Annotated in this window: 10 protein-coding genes; all 10 read right to left on the bottom strand. The window is 60.0% G+C overall.

The features are described 5' to 3' along the window. Window position 1: 1 nt before the first annotated feature. A complete protein-coding gene (pseC, locus tag J5M66_RS17235; RefSeq protein ID WP_207808710.1) occupies window positions 2–1165 on the bottom strand; it encodes a UDP-4-amino-4,6-dideoxy-N-acetyl-beta-L-altrosamine transaminase in 1164 nt (387 codons plus the stop codon). After that, window positions 1162–2163 (bottom strand): UDP-N-acetylglucosamine 4,6-dehydratase (inverting), encoded by a 1002-nt coding sequence (gene pseB, locus J5M66_RS17230; RefSeq protein ID WP_130901151.1) that lies wholly within the window; start codon window positions 2161–2163, stop codon window positions 1162–1164. Before pseB ends, pseC begins: the two co-directional genes overlap by 4 nt. A gap of 23 nt (window positions 2164–2186) precedes the next feature. After that, complete coding sequence (locus J5M66_RS17225) at window positions 2187–5102, bottom strand: TIGR00180 family glycosyltransferase (RefSeq protein ID WP_207808712.1); 2916 nt, start codon at window positions 5100–5102, stop codon at window positions 2187–2189. A gap of 51 nt (window positions 5103–5153) precedes the next feature. Then, window positions 5154–5888, bottom strand: coding sequence for a cephalosporin hydroxylase family protein (locus tag J5M66_RS17220; RefSeq protein WP_207808714.1), 735 nt, complete (start codon window positions 5886–5888; stop codon window positions 5154–5156). A gap of 63 nt (window positions 5889–5951) precedes the next feature. After that, entirely contained in the window at window positions 5952–6809 is an 858-nt protein-coding gene (locus J5M66_RS17215) for an NAD(P)-dependent oxidoreductase (RefSeq protein WP_207808716.1), read from the bottom strand. Further along, the gene (locus J5M66_RS17210) at window positions 6806–8032 is read right to left on the bottom strand and encodes a class I SAM-dependent methyltransferase (RefSeq protein WP_207808719.1); all 1227 of its coding nucleotides are present in this window, start codon (window positions 8030–8032) and stop codon (window positions 6806–6808) included. Before J5M66_RS17210 ends, J5M66_RS17215 begins: the two co-directional genes overlap by 4 nt. Then, a complete protein-coding gene (gene rfbC, locus J5M66_RS17205) occupies window positions 8029–8589 on the bottom strand; it encodes a dTDP-4-dehydrorhamnose 3,5-epimerase (protein ID WP_207808722.1) in 561 nt (186 codons plus the stop codon). Before rfbC ends, J5M66_RS17210 begins: the two co-directional genes overlap by 4 nt. Continuing rightward, on the bottom strand, window positions 8586–9668 hold the full coding sequence (rfbG, locus tag J5M66_RS17200) for a CDP-glucose 4,6-dehydratase (RefSeq protein WP_207808724.1): 1083 nt from the start codon (window positions 9666–9668) through the stop codon (window positions 8586–8588). The genes rfbC and rfbG overlap by 4 nt, the downstream gene beginning before the upstream one ends. Next, a complete protein-coding gene (rfbF, locus tag J5M66_RS17195; protein ID WP_207808727.1) occupies window positions 9650–10423 on the bottom strand; it encodes a glucose-1-phosphate cytidylyltransferase in 774 nt (257 codons plus the stop codon). Before rfbF ends, rfbG begins: the two co-directional genes overlap by 19 nt. 283 nt (window positions 10424–10706) lie before the next feature. Next, on the bottom strand, window positions 10707–14387 hold the full coding sequence (locus J5M66_RS17190) for a calcium-binding protein (RefSeq protein ID WP_207808729.1): 3681 nt from the start codon (window positions 14385–14387) through the stop codon (window positions 10707–10709). Between the last annotated feature and the right edge of the window lie 103 nt (window positions 14388–14490).

Below are 14490 nucleotides of genomic sequence, written 5' to 3'. Positions count from 1 at the left end.
CTTACTCCTCCAGTAGCAGCCGACGCAGTTGCTCGACCACCTGATCCTGTTGTGCTTCGCTGAGCAAAGGGAACAGCGGCAAGCTGATCGCCTCGGCGTAATAGCGCTCGGCCTCGGGAAAGTCGCCCTCGGCAAAACCCAGCTCGCGATAGTACGGCTGCAGATGCACAGGAATATAGTGCAGATTCACGCCGATACCGGCGGCACGCAAAGCTTCAAACACCTGACGATGACTGAGGTTGCAGCGCTCGACCTGCACGCGCACCACGTAAAGGTGCCACGCCGATTCGGCCTCCGGTTGCGCGCTCGGCAAGGTCAGCGGCAGGTAGGCGAGGAGTTGATCGTAACGCGCGGCCAGTTCCCGGCGACGTGCAACAAACTCATCCAGTTTGGCCAGTTGCGACAGGCCCAGCGCCGCTTGCAGATCGGTGATCCGATAGTTGAAGCCCAGCTCGACTTGCTGGTAATACCACGGCCCGTGGCTGGGCTCGGTCATGTGCTCGGGATCGCGGGTCATGCCGTGGCTGCGCAGGCGTCGCAGACGTTCGGCCAGCGCCGGGCGATTGGTCAGGACCATGCCGCCTTCGGCGCTGGTGATGATTTTCACCGGGTGAAAACTGAACACCGTCATTGCCGCAAATTCGCCACAACCGACCGGGCGGCCGGCGTAGCTCGCGCCCACCGCGTGCGAGGCGTCTTCGATCACGGTGAATTTATAGCGCACCGCCAAGTCGGCAATCTTGCGCATATCGCAGCTCTGCCCGGAGAACGCGACGGCGACGAGGACTTTGGGCAGCGTGCCGTCGCGTTCGGCCCGTTCGAGCTTCGCTTCAAGCGCGAACGCATCGAGGTTCCAGGTCAGCGGATCGATGTCGACGAAATCAACATCAGCGCCGCAATAACGCCCGCAATTGGCTGAAGCCAGAAACGTATTCGGCGAGGTCCACAAGCGATCGCCCGGCCCCAGGTCAGCGGCCAGACAAGCGATGTGCAGCGCCGCCGTGGCGTTGCACACCGCCACGGCGAAATCGGCCTGACAGCGCTCGGCCATGGCCTGCTCGAAGCGTTCGATGGTCGGCCCTTGGGTCAGCCAGTCCGATTGCAGCACCTCGACCACCGCATCGATGTCCGCCTGATCAAGGCTCTGCCGACCGTAGGGGATCATACCGACAGCTTCGCGTGCAGATCGGCGATCTGCCCCACTGAAAGGAAATGCGGGTTGGTGTCCGAGCGATACTCGAAATCCTCGCCCACCGCACGGCCACGTTCACCGAGTTTATCGACGGCGAAATCGACGTCGACGCTGGTAAAACGAATCGACGGCTGAATCGTGTAATGGTCTTCAAACTCAAGGGTCATGCGCGCATCGTCCAGCGGCACCATCAGTTCGTGCAGCTTCTCACCGGGACGAATGCCGACGTTCTTGTGCGGCAGATGCTCGGCCATGCCACGCGCCAGATCGACGATGCGGATCGACGGAATCTTCGGCACGAACACTTCGCCGCCGTGCATGCGAGCGAAGCTATCGAGGACGAACTGCACGCCGTGGTCGAGAGTGATCCAGAACCGCGTCATGCGCTCGTCGGTGATCGGCAATTCTTGCGCGCCGTCAGCGATCAGCTTGCTGAAGAACGGCACCACCGAACCACGCGAGCCAGCGACATTGCCATAGCGCACCACGGCGAAACGGGTCTGCTGCTCGCCGGCGATGTTGTTGGCGGCGACGAATAATTTGTCCGAGAGCAACTTGGTCGCACCGTACAGATTGATCGGGCTGGCCGCTTTGTCGGTGGACAGCGCGACGACTTTCTTCACGCCATTGTCGATGGCGGCGGCGATGATGTTCTCCGCGCCATTGACGTTGGTGCGGATGCATTCAGTCGGGTTGTATTCCGCCGCCGGCACCTGCTTCAACGCCGCAGCATGGACGACGTAATCGATGCCGCGCATGGCCTGACGCAAGCGCTCGGCGTCACGCACGTCACCGATGAAATAACGCATGCATGGCGCGTTGAACGTCTGCTGCATTTCGTACTGCTTCAGCTCGTCGCGAGAGAACACCACGACGCGCTTGGGCTGGTATTGCTCGAGCAAGCGGCGAATGAAGTTACGGCCGAACGAGCCAGTGCCGCCGGAGATGAAAATCGATTGTCCGTTGAACATGTGGTGATTCCTGTCCGGCCTGCTCAGGCGAGCAACTGCGCCCAATTGATCGAGGCGTTTTCGCCAAGAGTGAAACCTTTGCCACTCAGGGCCAGGTTGGCGTTGTACGCCGGGTCCTGCGCGAAAGCATCCGGCCACTTTTCACGCAGTGCCGCCAATGCCGCTGGCGCCTGTGGCAGCTCGCCGGTGTGCAGCACCTGCACCAGTGGCGTCCACACGGTGAGGTAACCGGCCTGTCCGGCCTTGAGGCACAGATCGACATCGGCATAGCCCGCAGCGAAGGTCATCTCGTCCAGGCCACCAAGTGCATTGAACATGTCCTTGCCAATCATCAGGCACACCTTGGACACCGCCGAGTAATTCTGCTCGACAGCCAGACGCTGCATGTAACCCTCAGCCTTGTGTTTCTCGCCGATGAAGGGCGAACCGACGCCATCGTTGAGGCCGAGAATCAGACCGGCCTGAGCAACCTTGCCATCACGATCGACCAGTTTGGCGCCGACGATGCCGACTTCAGGACGCTGGGCATGGTTGAGCAGCGAATCGATCCAGTTCGGGTTGACCACTTCGCTGTCGGCGGCCAGCAGCACCAGGTATTCACCCTGCGCCTGCTCGCTGGCGGCGTTGTACAACGCGACTTCGCCGAGTGGCTGATCGGCACGCAGTACGTTGACCTTGGCGTGGCGCAGCGTGCCCAGCCAGTCGTTGACCGCTGCCGACTGGTTGGCGTTGGCGGCCAACAGCACTTCGTAGCGGCTGTAACGGGTGCGCAGCAGCACGCCTTCGAGGCAGCGACGCAGTGCCGGCAGATCATCAATGACCGGCACAATGATCGACACCAGCGGTTGTTCGGTATGGCGATAATCGATCTGCCAGGTGCCCGGCAGCGCCGAGGTGACCTTGGCCTTGTAACCGCGATTGCCCAAGTGACGCAGCAGCGCCAGACGCTCATGGGCGTTTTCTTCCAGAGGCGCCTGCTCGGTGATCAGCAGCGGCTCGTCGAGGTGCGCCAGACCGTCGAGGCCGCCCTGTTCGATGATGCGCAGCAACAGATCGAATTCCAGCGCTTTGCTGAAGTCGGCCTGATAGCCACCCGCTTCAAGCAACACTTCGCGACGGATCAGCCAGTGCCGCGCCATCAGCGATGGCACGCTTTGCAGCAGATCAAGGTTGAAACCGGGGCGGAACACGTCGACCAGCGCTCCTTCGGCAGTGCGCTGAATTTCATCAGTCGCTACTGCGCGAACACCGCTGGCCGCCATCAGTTCCAGACCCGCGCGGCCCAGGCCGGCCGGAGTGAATTCGTCGCCCACGTTCGCCAGCAGCAACCAGTCGCAAGGCGACTGCGCAGCGCTCTGGTTGAGCTTGTCGACAAGATTGCCCGGGGTAACCCGAACAAAATGCAAGGTGTTTTGCGCGGTAGTCGCGGTCTGCGGCTCACCCGTGGTGAAGACTACAATCTTGAAAGCTTTGCTGATCCCTTCGACAAGGCTGTCGAGCGTGATTTGCAGCTTCTCGATACTGTCATCCAGGTCAAGCAGGAAAATACCGAATTGCGGTCCGCCGTTGCTGGCGGCCAGACGCGCAGCAATTGACCCAGCCTGTTCGGCGTCAGGCTTGCGCGCCGCCAGCCAATCGAGCAAACGCCCCGAGCGCATCTTGCGGAAGAGCGGGTAGTGATCAAGGTTCGACACGACTTCAAGACGCGCGTCCCACTCGAGCATTTCCTGTGCAGGCACTTCCTCGCCAACCAGCTGAAGTTGCTCGGCCAGACGCTTGACCACGTGACGGTTGAACGCGTTGCTGTCATGAGCTTGCCACAGCCGGTCGGTGACACTTTCAGGGGTGTCGTTATTACGCGCCTGCAGCAGATACTCCTGCCGGGTCCAGACGCCTTCAAGCTTCTCAAGCTGAATACGCCCGGCGGGCATCGCATGCAAGAGGAATTCGAACTGGGTCAGCAAGTCGAAGAAGTGCTGGTTGTAAAACGGCATCTCGACGTATTGCCGTGGGCCGAATTTGCGTTCAGGTGCCTTGGTGAAGTTGTTCCAGGTCGACTCGAAAATCAGCTCGGTCGTCAACGCACGCCCAGAGACCAGACTGTCGGTCATGGCCTCGAAGCTTTTCAGGGCAAATGCCTTGCGCTGCGCCTGATCGAGATCGGTGATGGCGGTCGGCAAGGACGCAAGGAATTCTGCGAAGGCTTCCCGTTCGGCCACCGACTTGGCATCGGTATAGGACAGTGCGTGATAGACCTCGGTGTTGTGGTCAGAGAAGCCGATGTTGATCTCGCGCACGACATACGGGATCGGCAGGATCCGCGCCTTGGCGTTTGCCAGCAGATAATAGGTGTGGCCGATTTCCTGCCATTCGAAGCTGGTGCCTGCCGGCAAAGCGGCGTACCAGTCCTGAATGATCGAAGTACGGCACACGCCGTAAAACGGCGGTACGTACTGATGCATGAAATCGAGGACGCGATCCTCGGCGCGCTCGGATGCGTAGTCTTCACAGATCTTCTTGTCGCGACGGTAGTAGCTGACGCTTCCCGCCAGCGCCAGGTACATCAGGCAGTAACCGTGGCACAGGCCGTAGTCACGGTTCGCTTCGAGGAACCTGACCGATTCGGCCAGCGACTCATGCAGGATGAAGTCGTCGTCGGCGGCAAACACCATGTACGGCGTGGTCAACTGCGCAACGCCGTAAGTCAGTTTGGCCTGCATGCCCCAGTAGGCAAATTGCGGCAAGTGCTGATAATCGACCGCCGAAAAATCACCTTCCGGGCGCTCGGGGGAAGAATCCAGCACCAGCACCTTGCAAGGCAGGCTGCTGTAGTACTGCAGCGCTCGGCGCAAAAAAGCCGGGCGGTTGTGAGTGATCAGTACCACTGTCAGCAACTCGCTCAATGGCAGCGTGTTTTCAGAACCGTACTTGCCTTGCATAACTTCTCCTGCCGCGATCAAACCGTGCGAAAACACTGTAATGAAAAACTGTCAACGAACCCGACGCAGATAACCGTCCGAAGCAACGGTGATCAGCAACTTGTCCTGCATCTGCTGATCGATTTCAAAATCAGCGTTTTCCTTGAGATAAGCCCACACCGCAGTCTTAGGGTTGTCACCCGGGCCCCACGGACGATCCGGGAAAGCATCGGCCGGCATGTCCTCGACGACGGTGTCCATGACCACGCAATAGCTGTCCACCGACACCAATGGTGCGTAGAGACGCAACTCTTCCAGGACGTGTTCGTGGGTATGGTTGGAGTCGAGCACCACGATGACTTTCTTGCCAGCAGCCGCCTGACGCACCTGCTCGACCACCGCCGGGTCAAGGCTGGAACCTTCGATCATGCTGATGCGCTTGATCATCGGATGGCTTTCGATGGCCTCACGGTTGTGCGCGCGGATATCGCGATCAATGCCGAGCACTTCGCCATGACCCTGCAGCTCCAGCAACGAAGCGTAGTAAATGATCGAACCGCCATGAGCGATACCGCACTCGATCACCAGGTCCGGCTTGATCCGCCAGATCAGTTCCTGCATCGCCATCATGTCTTGCGGCAATTGAATGATCGGGCGACCCATCCACGAAAAGTGATAGGTGTACTTGTGCTTGGCCGACTCGTTATAGAACTGCTGGGCCAGCGCCTTGAGTTCCTGGTTCCGGCCTTGGGCAACCACTTCAGCCTGGCACTCTGCTTCGAAGGCTTTGATCAGGTTATCGCTCATTGTTGGTCTCACTGAAAATTCATTGGGTTTGCACATGGCCAAAAGGCCTTCGCGGCAGGCGCATCAGTCGCTGCGCTGCGCCTCGAGTAATTGTTGTAACCGCTCCACCACAGCCCAGAACGCCATGGGCTCGTGGGTCGGATAGGGATAGTGGCCGAGGTTCAAATCCAGCGTTGCGCCACGCTCACGCAAGCGCTGTTCGACCAGCGCACGCACCGACACCGGTTGACCGCTGGCGCAGTTGACTACGCCAGCGAAGTCGCGCTGATGGAGGATCGCGGCGAGATGACTCGCAGCGGTTTCAATTGCGAGGAAATCGCGCAACTGCTCACCGGCCGACATGTTGAAGGTCGGCTCACCGCTATCGATCGCCCGGTCCAGCGCGGCCAACAGACTGTTGGGGTTCTGCCCTTGGCCATGCAGGTAGAACAACCGCGCCCACTGCAAAGTGAACGGCCGCTCCTGCTGCAGGTTCTGCAAAAACAAGTGCAGCGTGTGCTTGGCCAGACCGTAAGGATTGCTCGGCCGTGGCTCGGTTGACTCGCTGAGCGGGCCGCTCTGCATGCCGTATTCGAAACAGGTACCGGTAACCAGAACCTGCTGCACGCCCGCCTCGACCGCACTTTTGATAAAGCGGTAATCGGCCATCAGGTTGTGCTCGAAATGAAACAGCGCCCGATAGTTCGGCAGCCCCGGCCAGGCCAGATGCACGAGTGCATCGATGCCTTCGGTCAGCGCTACGACATTCAGATCGGCAGCGTGAATATCCGCGCTGACGAACTCGACGTCGTCGATCCACGGTATGCTTCGCGCCGTTTCTGCGTTGCGAGCTACCGCGCGAATTTCGCAGCCGCGTTCAAGCAATGCAGCAACCAGATGCCGACCGACGAAACCGGTAGCGCCGGTAACCAGAACCTTCACAGCACTTTCAACTCAGGCACGGCGATGACGAAGCGCCCGTCCCACTGACGCATCTGCGCCAGTTGCTGACTGACTTCGTGCAGCAGGTTCCACGGCAGCACCAGCACGTAGTCCGGTTTCTCAATGTCGATCTGCGCCGGTGCCACTATCGGGATGCGACTGCCCGGCAAGAACTTGCCCTGTTTGTGCGGGTTGGCATCCGCGACCCAAGCGAGCAAGTCTGGCTTGACCCCGGCGTAATTGAGCAAGGTATTGCCCTTGGCTGCCGCGCCGTATCCGACCACACGTTTACCGTCGACCTTGGCCTGCAACAGGAAGCGCAGCAGGTCATGTTTGATGCGTTCGGCAGCAGGCGCGAGGGTCGCGTAGTACTCGGCGGTTTTCACCCCGGCATCGAGTTCGGCCTGCAGTTGTTGCTGAACTGCCGGGAGAACAGTGCGGCGCTGGCCGTCCTTGCGCTGCACGAATACGCGCAGCGAGCCGCCGTGCGTGCTCAACTGGCTGACGTCGAACACTTCCAGGCCGTTGCGCTCGCACAGGGTCCGCACGGAGGTCAGCGACAGGTAGGAATAATGTTCGTGATACAGCGTGTCGAACTGCGCGCCGGCCATCAGCGTCAGCAGTTGCGGAAACTCGAAGGTGGCGACGCCGGTCGGCTTGAGCAACATCGCGAAGCCGGCGAGGAAATCGTTGATCTCCGGCACATGGGCGAGCACGTTGTTGGCCGCCATCAGGTCGGCGCTCCAGCCTTCGCTGCGCAATTGCGTGGCGGTGTCGCGGCCGAAAAACAGCTCACGAATCTCCAGGCCTTTCTCGCGTGCAGCCTGTGCGGTGCTGCGGGTCGGCTCGACGCCCAGGCACGGGATGCCGCGCGCGGCGACGTATTGTAGCAGGTACCCGTCATTGGCGGCGACCTCGACCACACGGCTGTCGGCGTTCAGCCCGAAGCGCTCGCTCATCTCGGCGACATAGCGCTCGGCGTGATTCAGCCAAGTGCTGGAAAACGAACTGAAATAGGCATATTCGGCGTCGAAAAGTCTGTCGGCACTGGTGTAGTCCTCAGTCTGGACCAGCCAGCATTGCTCGCACACCGCGACTTTCAGCGGGACCCATTGCTCGGCCTGTTCCAGGCGATCGGCGTGCACGTAGGCGTTGGACGGCGGCGAAGTGCCGAGGTCGATCAGCGGCAGGCTCAGCGGTGCGGCGCACCCACGGCAGTTCATAGACGCACTCCAGCAAAGTGTTGATCGAGCGCGGGATGGCTGGAATCACGCGCTGACAAATTATTGACAGGCAACGGCCAGGCAATCGCCAGCCGCGGATCGTTTACCGACAAGCCGCCCTCGTGTTCCGGCGCGTAATCGGCGCTGTGCAGATAGAGCAATTCGGCGTCGTCGGTGAGCGTCTGAAAGCCATGAGCGAAACCGGCCGGAATCAACAGGCTGCGGCCATCGCCCGCCTTCAAGCGCTCGGCGTGCCAGTGCAAAAAGGTTTCCGAGTCAGGACGCAGATCCACCGCGACATCCCAAACTTCACCGCGCAGGCACGTGATCAGTTTGGCTTCCGGGGCGTCGGCATCCTGATAGTGCAGGCCACGCACACTGCCCTTCTCGCGAGTGCAGGAATGGTTGATCTGGCGGATGTGGAAAGCGCTGCCGAACGCACTCAGGCTGCCTTCGCAGAACAACCGGGCGAAGTGCCCGCGCTGATCTTCGAAGCGCTTGTGCTGAACGCAGAACAGACCGGCCAGCGGCAACGCTTGCAGGGAAAACTCGCTCACAGCGCGCCTCGGTACAGATTCAATTGGCCCAGAGTTACGGCGCGCATGTCATCGCCGTTCTGCCACGCCAGATGCCAATCCAGGGTCTGCGCCAGGCACGCCTGCAACGACCAGCGCGGCTGCCAGCCGAGCACCTGCCGCGCACGACTGCTGTCCAGACGCAGCAGACCGGCTTCGTGCAATTCACTCGGCTCGATGCGCAAACCACGGGCCTGCGGCCAACGGTTGGCGAGCAGTTCAACCACTTCACCGACGCTGCACATGTCAGCCTCACCGGGACCGAAGTTCCACGCACCGGCGTATTCCGGGCCGTACTCGTAGAGAGCAGCAGCCAGTTGCAGATATCCGGCCAGCGGTTCCAGCGCGTGCTGCCACGGACGCACGGCTTGCGGGTAACGCAGGGTCACTGGCTCGTCGGCGGTCCATGCTTTCAATACGTCGGGAATCAGTCGCTCCGGCGCAAAATCACCACCGCCCAGTACATTGCCAGCGCGTGCGGTAGCCAAGGCCAGACCGTGTTCGGCATGTTTGTCCGCCGGGAAGAACGACGCCGCGTACGACTGCGCGAGCAATTCGCAGCAGGCCTTGCTGCTGCTGTAAGGATCGTGTCCACCAAGGGCTTCGTCTTCGCGGTATGGCCACAGCCATTCCTTGTTGGCGTAGACCTTGTCGGTGGTCACCAGCACGCAGGCCCGCACGCCGCCGACCTGACGAATCGCTTCGAGCAGATTCAGCGTACCCATGACGTTGCTGGAATAGGTGCCAAGCGGATCGCGATAGCCCTCGCGCACCAGAGGCTGGGCCGCCAGATGCAGGACGATTTCCGGCTCGGTCTCGGCGATGATTTCCAGCAAGGCACCGAGGTCACGCAGATCGCCGCGTTGATCATTGATGCCTTCGCGCACGCGCGCCAGTTCGAACAGGCTCGGCTCGGTCGACGGATCCAGAGAAAAACCGCTGACCTGCGCACCAAGGCTTTGCAGCCACAGGGTCAGCCAACTGCCCTTGAAACCGGTGTGTCCGGTGACCAGCACGCGTTTGCCACGCCAGAAATCCGCATTCAAGCCCATTGCTTCCATGGGGCCTCCCCGCTCTGCCACAGCGCTTCGAGATGGTTCTTGTCGCGCAGGGTGTCCATCGGTTGCCAGAAGCCGTCGTGTTCAAACGCTTTCAATTGCTCCTCGCGGGCCAGACGCGCCAACGGCTCGGCTTCCCAGGTGGTTTCATCGCCAGCGATGTAGGGCAAGACTTTCGGCGACAGGACGAAGAAGCCGCCATTGATCCAGCCGCCGTCGCCACGGGGTTTTTCAGTGAAGCCGAGGACCTGATCGCCTTGACGCTCAAGTGCACCGTAGCGCCCCGGTGGCTGCACGGCAGTGACCGTCGCCAGGCGACCATGGCCCTTGTGGTAATCGACCAATTCACGGATGTTCAAATCGGAAACGCCGTCGCCGTAGGTGAAGCAGAACGCGTCTTCATCCTTGAGGTAACGGCCGGCACGCAAGAGGCGGCCACCGGTCATGGTCTCCTCGCCGGTGTCGATGAGGGTCACGCTCCACGGCTCGCTGTAGTTCTGATGTACGTCCATGCGGTTTTCACGCATGTTGAAAGTGACGTCGGAGGTGTGCAGGAAATAGTTGGCGAAGAAGTCCTTGATCGCGTAGCCCTTGTAGCCCAGGCAGATGACGAAGTCGTGGATCCCGTGGGCGGAATACTGCTTCATGATGTGCCAGAGAATTGGCTTGCCGCCGATCTCGATCATCGGCTTGGGCTTGAGGTGCGATTCTTCGCTGATGCGCGTGCCGAGGCCACCCGCCAAAATTACTGCCTTCATCGTCTCCCCTCTTGTTCTTCACCGGGCTGCGCATGGCTTTCTTGAGCGTTGCGGGCCAACTGCCTCTACCTTTTGCCGGACGGGGCGCCGGTGCAGTGACCGCTAGCGCTCGTTTTATGGCGATTTGAGGGGAGCTTGCAGGAAACGCGCCAGCTCGCGCGCACCGTATACCAGCTCTATTAGTTGCGTTTACGCGCTGCCATGAAAAAGGGGGCCCGATCCACTGGATCGGGCCCCCTTCGTTACAGGCTGCGAAAACCGTTAATTACGGCAATCGGTCAAATCAGCCAAACATGGCAAACCCATCACCATTGAGTGGCAGAACATCACCGTTGGCCGCTATGAAGTGTTCGATGGTGTTGCCACCCGCGAACCAGTCTTGCAGCTTTACCCCCTGGGCGGTGGGGTCAGACACAGGGTAATAACCGTCATTGAGGTATAGGTCATCACCCACCCGTGCGAGTTGCAATGACTGGGCCGACTGAATGTTGTTCAGTTTCAGCGTGTCATTGAGACTTAGCCCATCGTCACGGATGGTCACCAACTGGGCGGTGTTGACGATGTAGGTGTCGTCACCGGCCCCCCCATTGGCAAAGCCACCAGAGCTCATTTGCCAAGGGTAAGCATTTTTTATCCCGAGCGTCAGTGAGTCATCGCCCGTCCCGCCCAGCAGGACAAAATTATTGCCCGTGCCCGTGAGCGTGTCGTTACCCTCGCCACCCTCTGCCTTGCCTGAAGCAACAATGATCGTGTCTCGCCCCGCCTCTCCGAAGGCCAGGGTGCCGGTGTCGTCCGCAGCACTGTAGATGTAGTCGTCACCGTAGCCGCCAAACAGCATGTCTGCTTGCGGTCCAAGGGAAATGCCGATCAGGTTGAACGGTCCGACGGCGGAGACCAGCCCGCCATACAGGGTGTCACCGCCATTACCGCCATACAGCACATCATTGCCCAGCCCACCCTCGAGAAGGTTTCCGGTTGCGCTGGCTGAAATGGTGTCATCGAAGTGACTGCCGACTACTCGCTCGATATTGAGCAAGACATCACCTTGAGCATCTCCGCCCAGATTGAGGTTGGTCGTCAGATTGATGTTTACCCCTGACGCACTGGTGATGTACCAGGCACTGTCATACCCTTCTCGCCCGTCGATCCTGTCGGCACCACTACCACCAATGAAGATATCGGTGCTGGCCGAGCCGGACAGCGTGTCGTCAAAGCTACTGCCCTGATAGATCTCAATGCCGGCGAAGGTGTCTCCCGCCGCGTCACCGCTGTTGGCGTTGGTTTTCAGGTCAATGGTCACGGCGCTTTCGGACTGCTCGTAGCTGACCACGTCCTGGCCCAGCAGGCCATCGAACGCCATGGCCGCACTGGATGCAATGAAAGTATCGTTGAAACCGGTGCCACGCAGGCCCTCGATGCTGACGTAGGTGTCCCCCGCCGCGATCCCCGAATGCACGCCTGTCTTGAGGTTGATATTGACCGCTACCGTGCTGTCCGCATAGCCCACGGTGTCGATCCCGGCGCCGCCGATAAACTGGTCGGCTCCACCACCGCCGAACAACACGTCATTACCCGCCCCACCCGTAATGATGTTGTCGATGGCGTTGCCGTATCCGGTGAACGCACCGGTGCCGGTGTAGGTCAGGCGTTCGACGTTGGCACTCAGTGCGATCTGACCGTAAGTGGTCCGCACCTCGTCAATACCCCCGCCGGACTGCTCGACCACCGTGCCGCCGGCGCCATTGAGGAAGTACACGTCGTCACCCGCACCGCCTTCGAAGGTGGCCGTCATCAGATCAATGGTGAACGTGTCGTTGAAAGCGGAACCGATGACCTTCTCGATGTTGATCAGGGTATCGCCTTCGGAGTCGCCACCCACGCCTGCGCGGCCTGGAGTGTTGTAGCGAATCTCGACGTTGATTCCGGCGGCGGAAGTCGAATAGTCAACCGTATCCATGTTCCCGACAGAGCCATCGAAGGCAATGGCGCGGCCATCGGCGACGAAGATATCGTTGTAGTTGGAACCGCGAACACCTTCGATGTCGTTGAAGGTATCGCCAGTCGCAATGCCGCTATTAACGCCGGTTTTCAGGTTAACAGTCACTGCCACCGCGCTGTCGGTGTAGCCCACCGTATCGAAGCCCGCACCGCCGAAGAACTGGTCGGCACCGCCGCCACCGAACAGCGTGTCATTACCGATGCCGCCGGTGATGATGTTGTCGATCGCATTGCCGTATCCGATGAACGCACTAGTGCCGGTATAGGTCAAGCGTTCTACATTGGCGTTCAGACTGAGCTGACCGTAGGTGGTCCGAACCTCGTCATTGCCCCCTCCAGCCTGCTCGACCACCGTGCCGCCAACACCATTGAGGAAGTACACATCGTCACCCGCGCCACCTTCGAAGGTGGCCGTAAGATTATCGAGGGTGAACGTGTCGTTGAAAGCAGAGCCGATCACCTTCTCGATGTTGATCAGCGTATCGCCTTCGGAGTCGCCTCCGATGCCTGCACGACCTGGGGTGTTGTAACGAATGTCGACGTTGATTCCGGCGGCGGAAGTCGAATAGTCCACCGTATCCATGTTCCCGACAGAGCCATCGAAGGCAATCGCGCGGCCATCAGCGACGAAGGTGTCGTTGAAGTTGGAGCCACGAATACCTTCGATGTCGGTAAAGGTGTCACCGGTGGCTATCCCCGTGTGGACGCCGGTTTTCAGGTTGACGGTGACGCCGACAGTACTGTCGGTGTAACCCGCCGTGTCGACACCCGCACCGCCGATGAATTGATCCGCGCCGCCGCCACCGAACAGCGTGTCATTACCGATGCCGCCGGTGATGATGTTGTCGATCGCATTGCCGTAGCCGGTAAACGCTGTGGTACCGGTGTAAGTCAGGCGTTCGACGTTGGCACCCAACGACTGCGAATAATAGTTGGTGCGCACTTCATCATTGCCACCGCCGGCCTGCTCGATGACCGTGCCACCGAGACCGTTGATGATGTAAACGTCGTCCCCGGCACCGCCTTCGAAGGTCGCCGTCAGGGTATCGATGCTGAAGGTGTCGTTGAAAGCAGAGCCGATCACCTTCTCGATGTTGATCAGCGTATCGCCTTCGGAGTCGCCGCCGATGCCTGCACGACCTGGGGTGTTGTAACGAATGTCGACGTTGATTCCGGCGGCGGAAGTCGAATAGTCCACCGCATCCATGTTCCCGACAGAACCATCGAAGGCAATCGCGCGGCCATCGGCGACGAAGGTGTCGTTGAAGTTGGAGCCACGAATACCTTCGATGTCGGTAAAGGTGTCACCGGTGGCTATCCCCGTGTGGACGCCGGTTTTCAGGTTGACGGTGACGCCGACAGTACTGTCGGTGTAACCCGCCGTGTCGACACCCGCACCGCCGATGAATTGATCCGCGCCGCCGCCACCGAACAGCGTGTCATTACCGATGCCGCCGGTGATGATGTTGTCGATCGCATTGCCGTAGCCGGTAAACGCTGTGGTACCGGTGTAAGTCAGGCGTTCGACGTTGGCACCCAACGACTGCGAATAATAGTTGGTGCGCACTTCATCATTGCCACCGCCGGCCTGCTCGATGACCGTGCCACCGAGACCGTTGATGATGTAAACGTCGTCCCCGGCACCGCCTTCGAAGGTCGCCGTCAGGGTATCGATGCTGAAGGTGTCGTTGAAAGCAGAGCCGATCACCTTCTCGATGTTGATCAGCGTATCGCCTTCGGAGTCGCCGCCGATGCCTGCACGACCTGGGGTGTTGTAACGAATGTCGACGTTGATCCCGGCGGCAGATGCCGAGTAATCAACAGTATCTAAATTCGCCCCCCCATCGATCTTGTCTGCACCGGCTCCGCCCATTATCAGATCATTGCCCGCCCATCCGATGATCTCATCATCACCACTCGTACCTACCAGCGTATCCGCGCCGTTTGTTCCGTTTATGACCGCCATTTATTCTTCCTTGCCTTGTTGTGAATCGGTACAGGTTCGTGTGGTGATCACAGGTCATCGCAGCGAACGTTGAAGACAGACGATTAGGTAAATATCGACAGCA

Source organism: Pseudomonas sp. 67(2021) (assembly GCF_017491835.1).
Taxonomy (GTDB): Bacteria; Pseudomonadota; Gammaproteobacteria; order Pseudomonadales; family Pseudomonadaceae; genus Aquipseudomonas; species Aquipseudomonas atacamensis.
Note: the sequence above shows the minus strand (reverse complement) of the source record. Positions and strands in the feature narration are given on the sequence as shown.

Coding starts and splice junctions, on each gene's coding strand:
- pseC (WP_207808710.1), bottom strand. CDS start 1,165: ATGATCCCCTACGGTCGGCAGAGCCTTGATCAGGCGGACATCGATGCG.
- J5M66_RS17225 (WP_207808712.1), bottom strand. CDS start 5,102: ATGCAAGGCAAGTACGGTTCTGAAAACACGCTGCCATTGAGCGAGTTG.
- J5M66_RS17210 (WP_207808719.1), bottom strand. CDS start 8,032: ATGAACTGCCGTGGGTGCGCCGCACCGCTGAGCCTGCCGCTGATCGAC.
- J5M66_RS17220 (WP_207808714.1), bottom strand. CDS start 5,888: ATGAGCGATAACCTGATCAAAGCCTTCGAAGCAGAGTGCCAGGCTGAA.
- J5M66_RS17190 (WP_207808729.1), bottom strand. CDS start 14,387: ATGGCGGTCATAAACGGAACAAACGGCGCGGATACGCTGGTAGGTACG.
- rfbF (WP_207808727.1), bottom strand. CDS start 10,423: ATGAAGGCAGTAATTTTGGCGGGTGGCCTCGGCACGCGCATCAGCGAA.
- pseB (WP_130901151.1), bottom strand. CDS start 2,163: ATGTTCAACGGACAATCGATTTTCATCTCCGGCGGCACTGGCTCGTTC.
- rfbG (WP_207808724.1), bottom strand. CDS start 9,668: ATGGAAGCAATGGGCTTGAATGCGGATTTCTGGCGTGGCAAACGCGTG.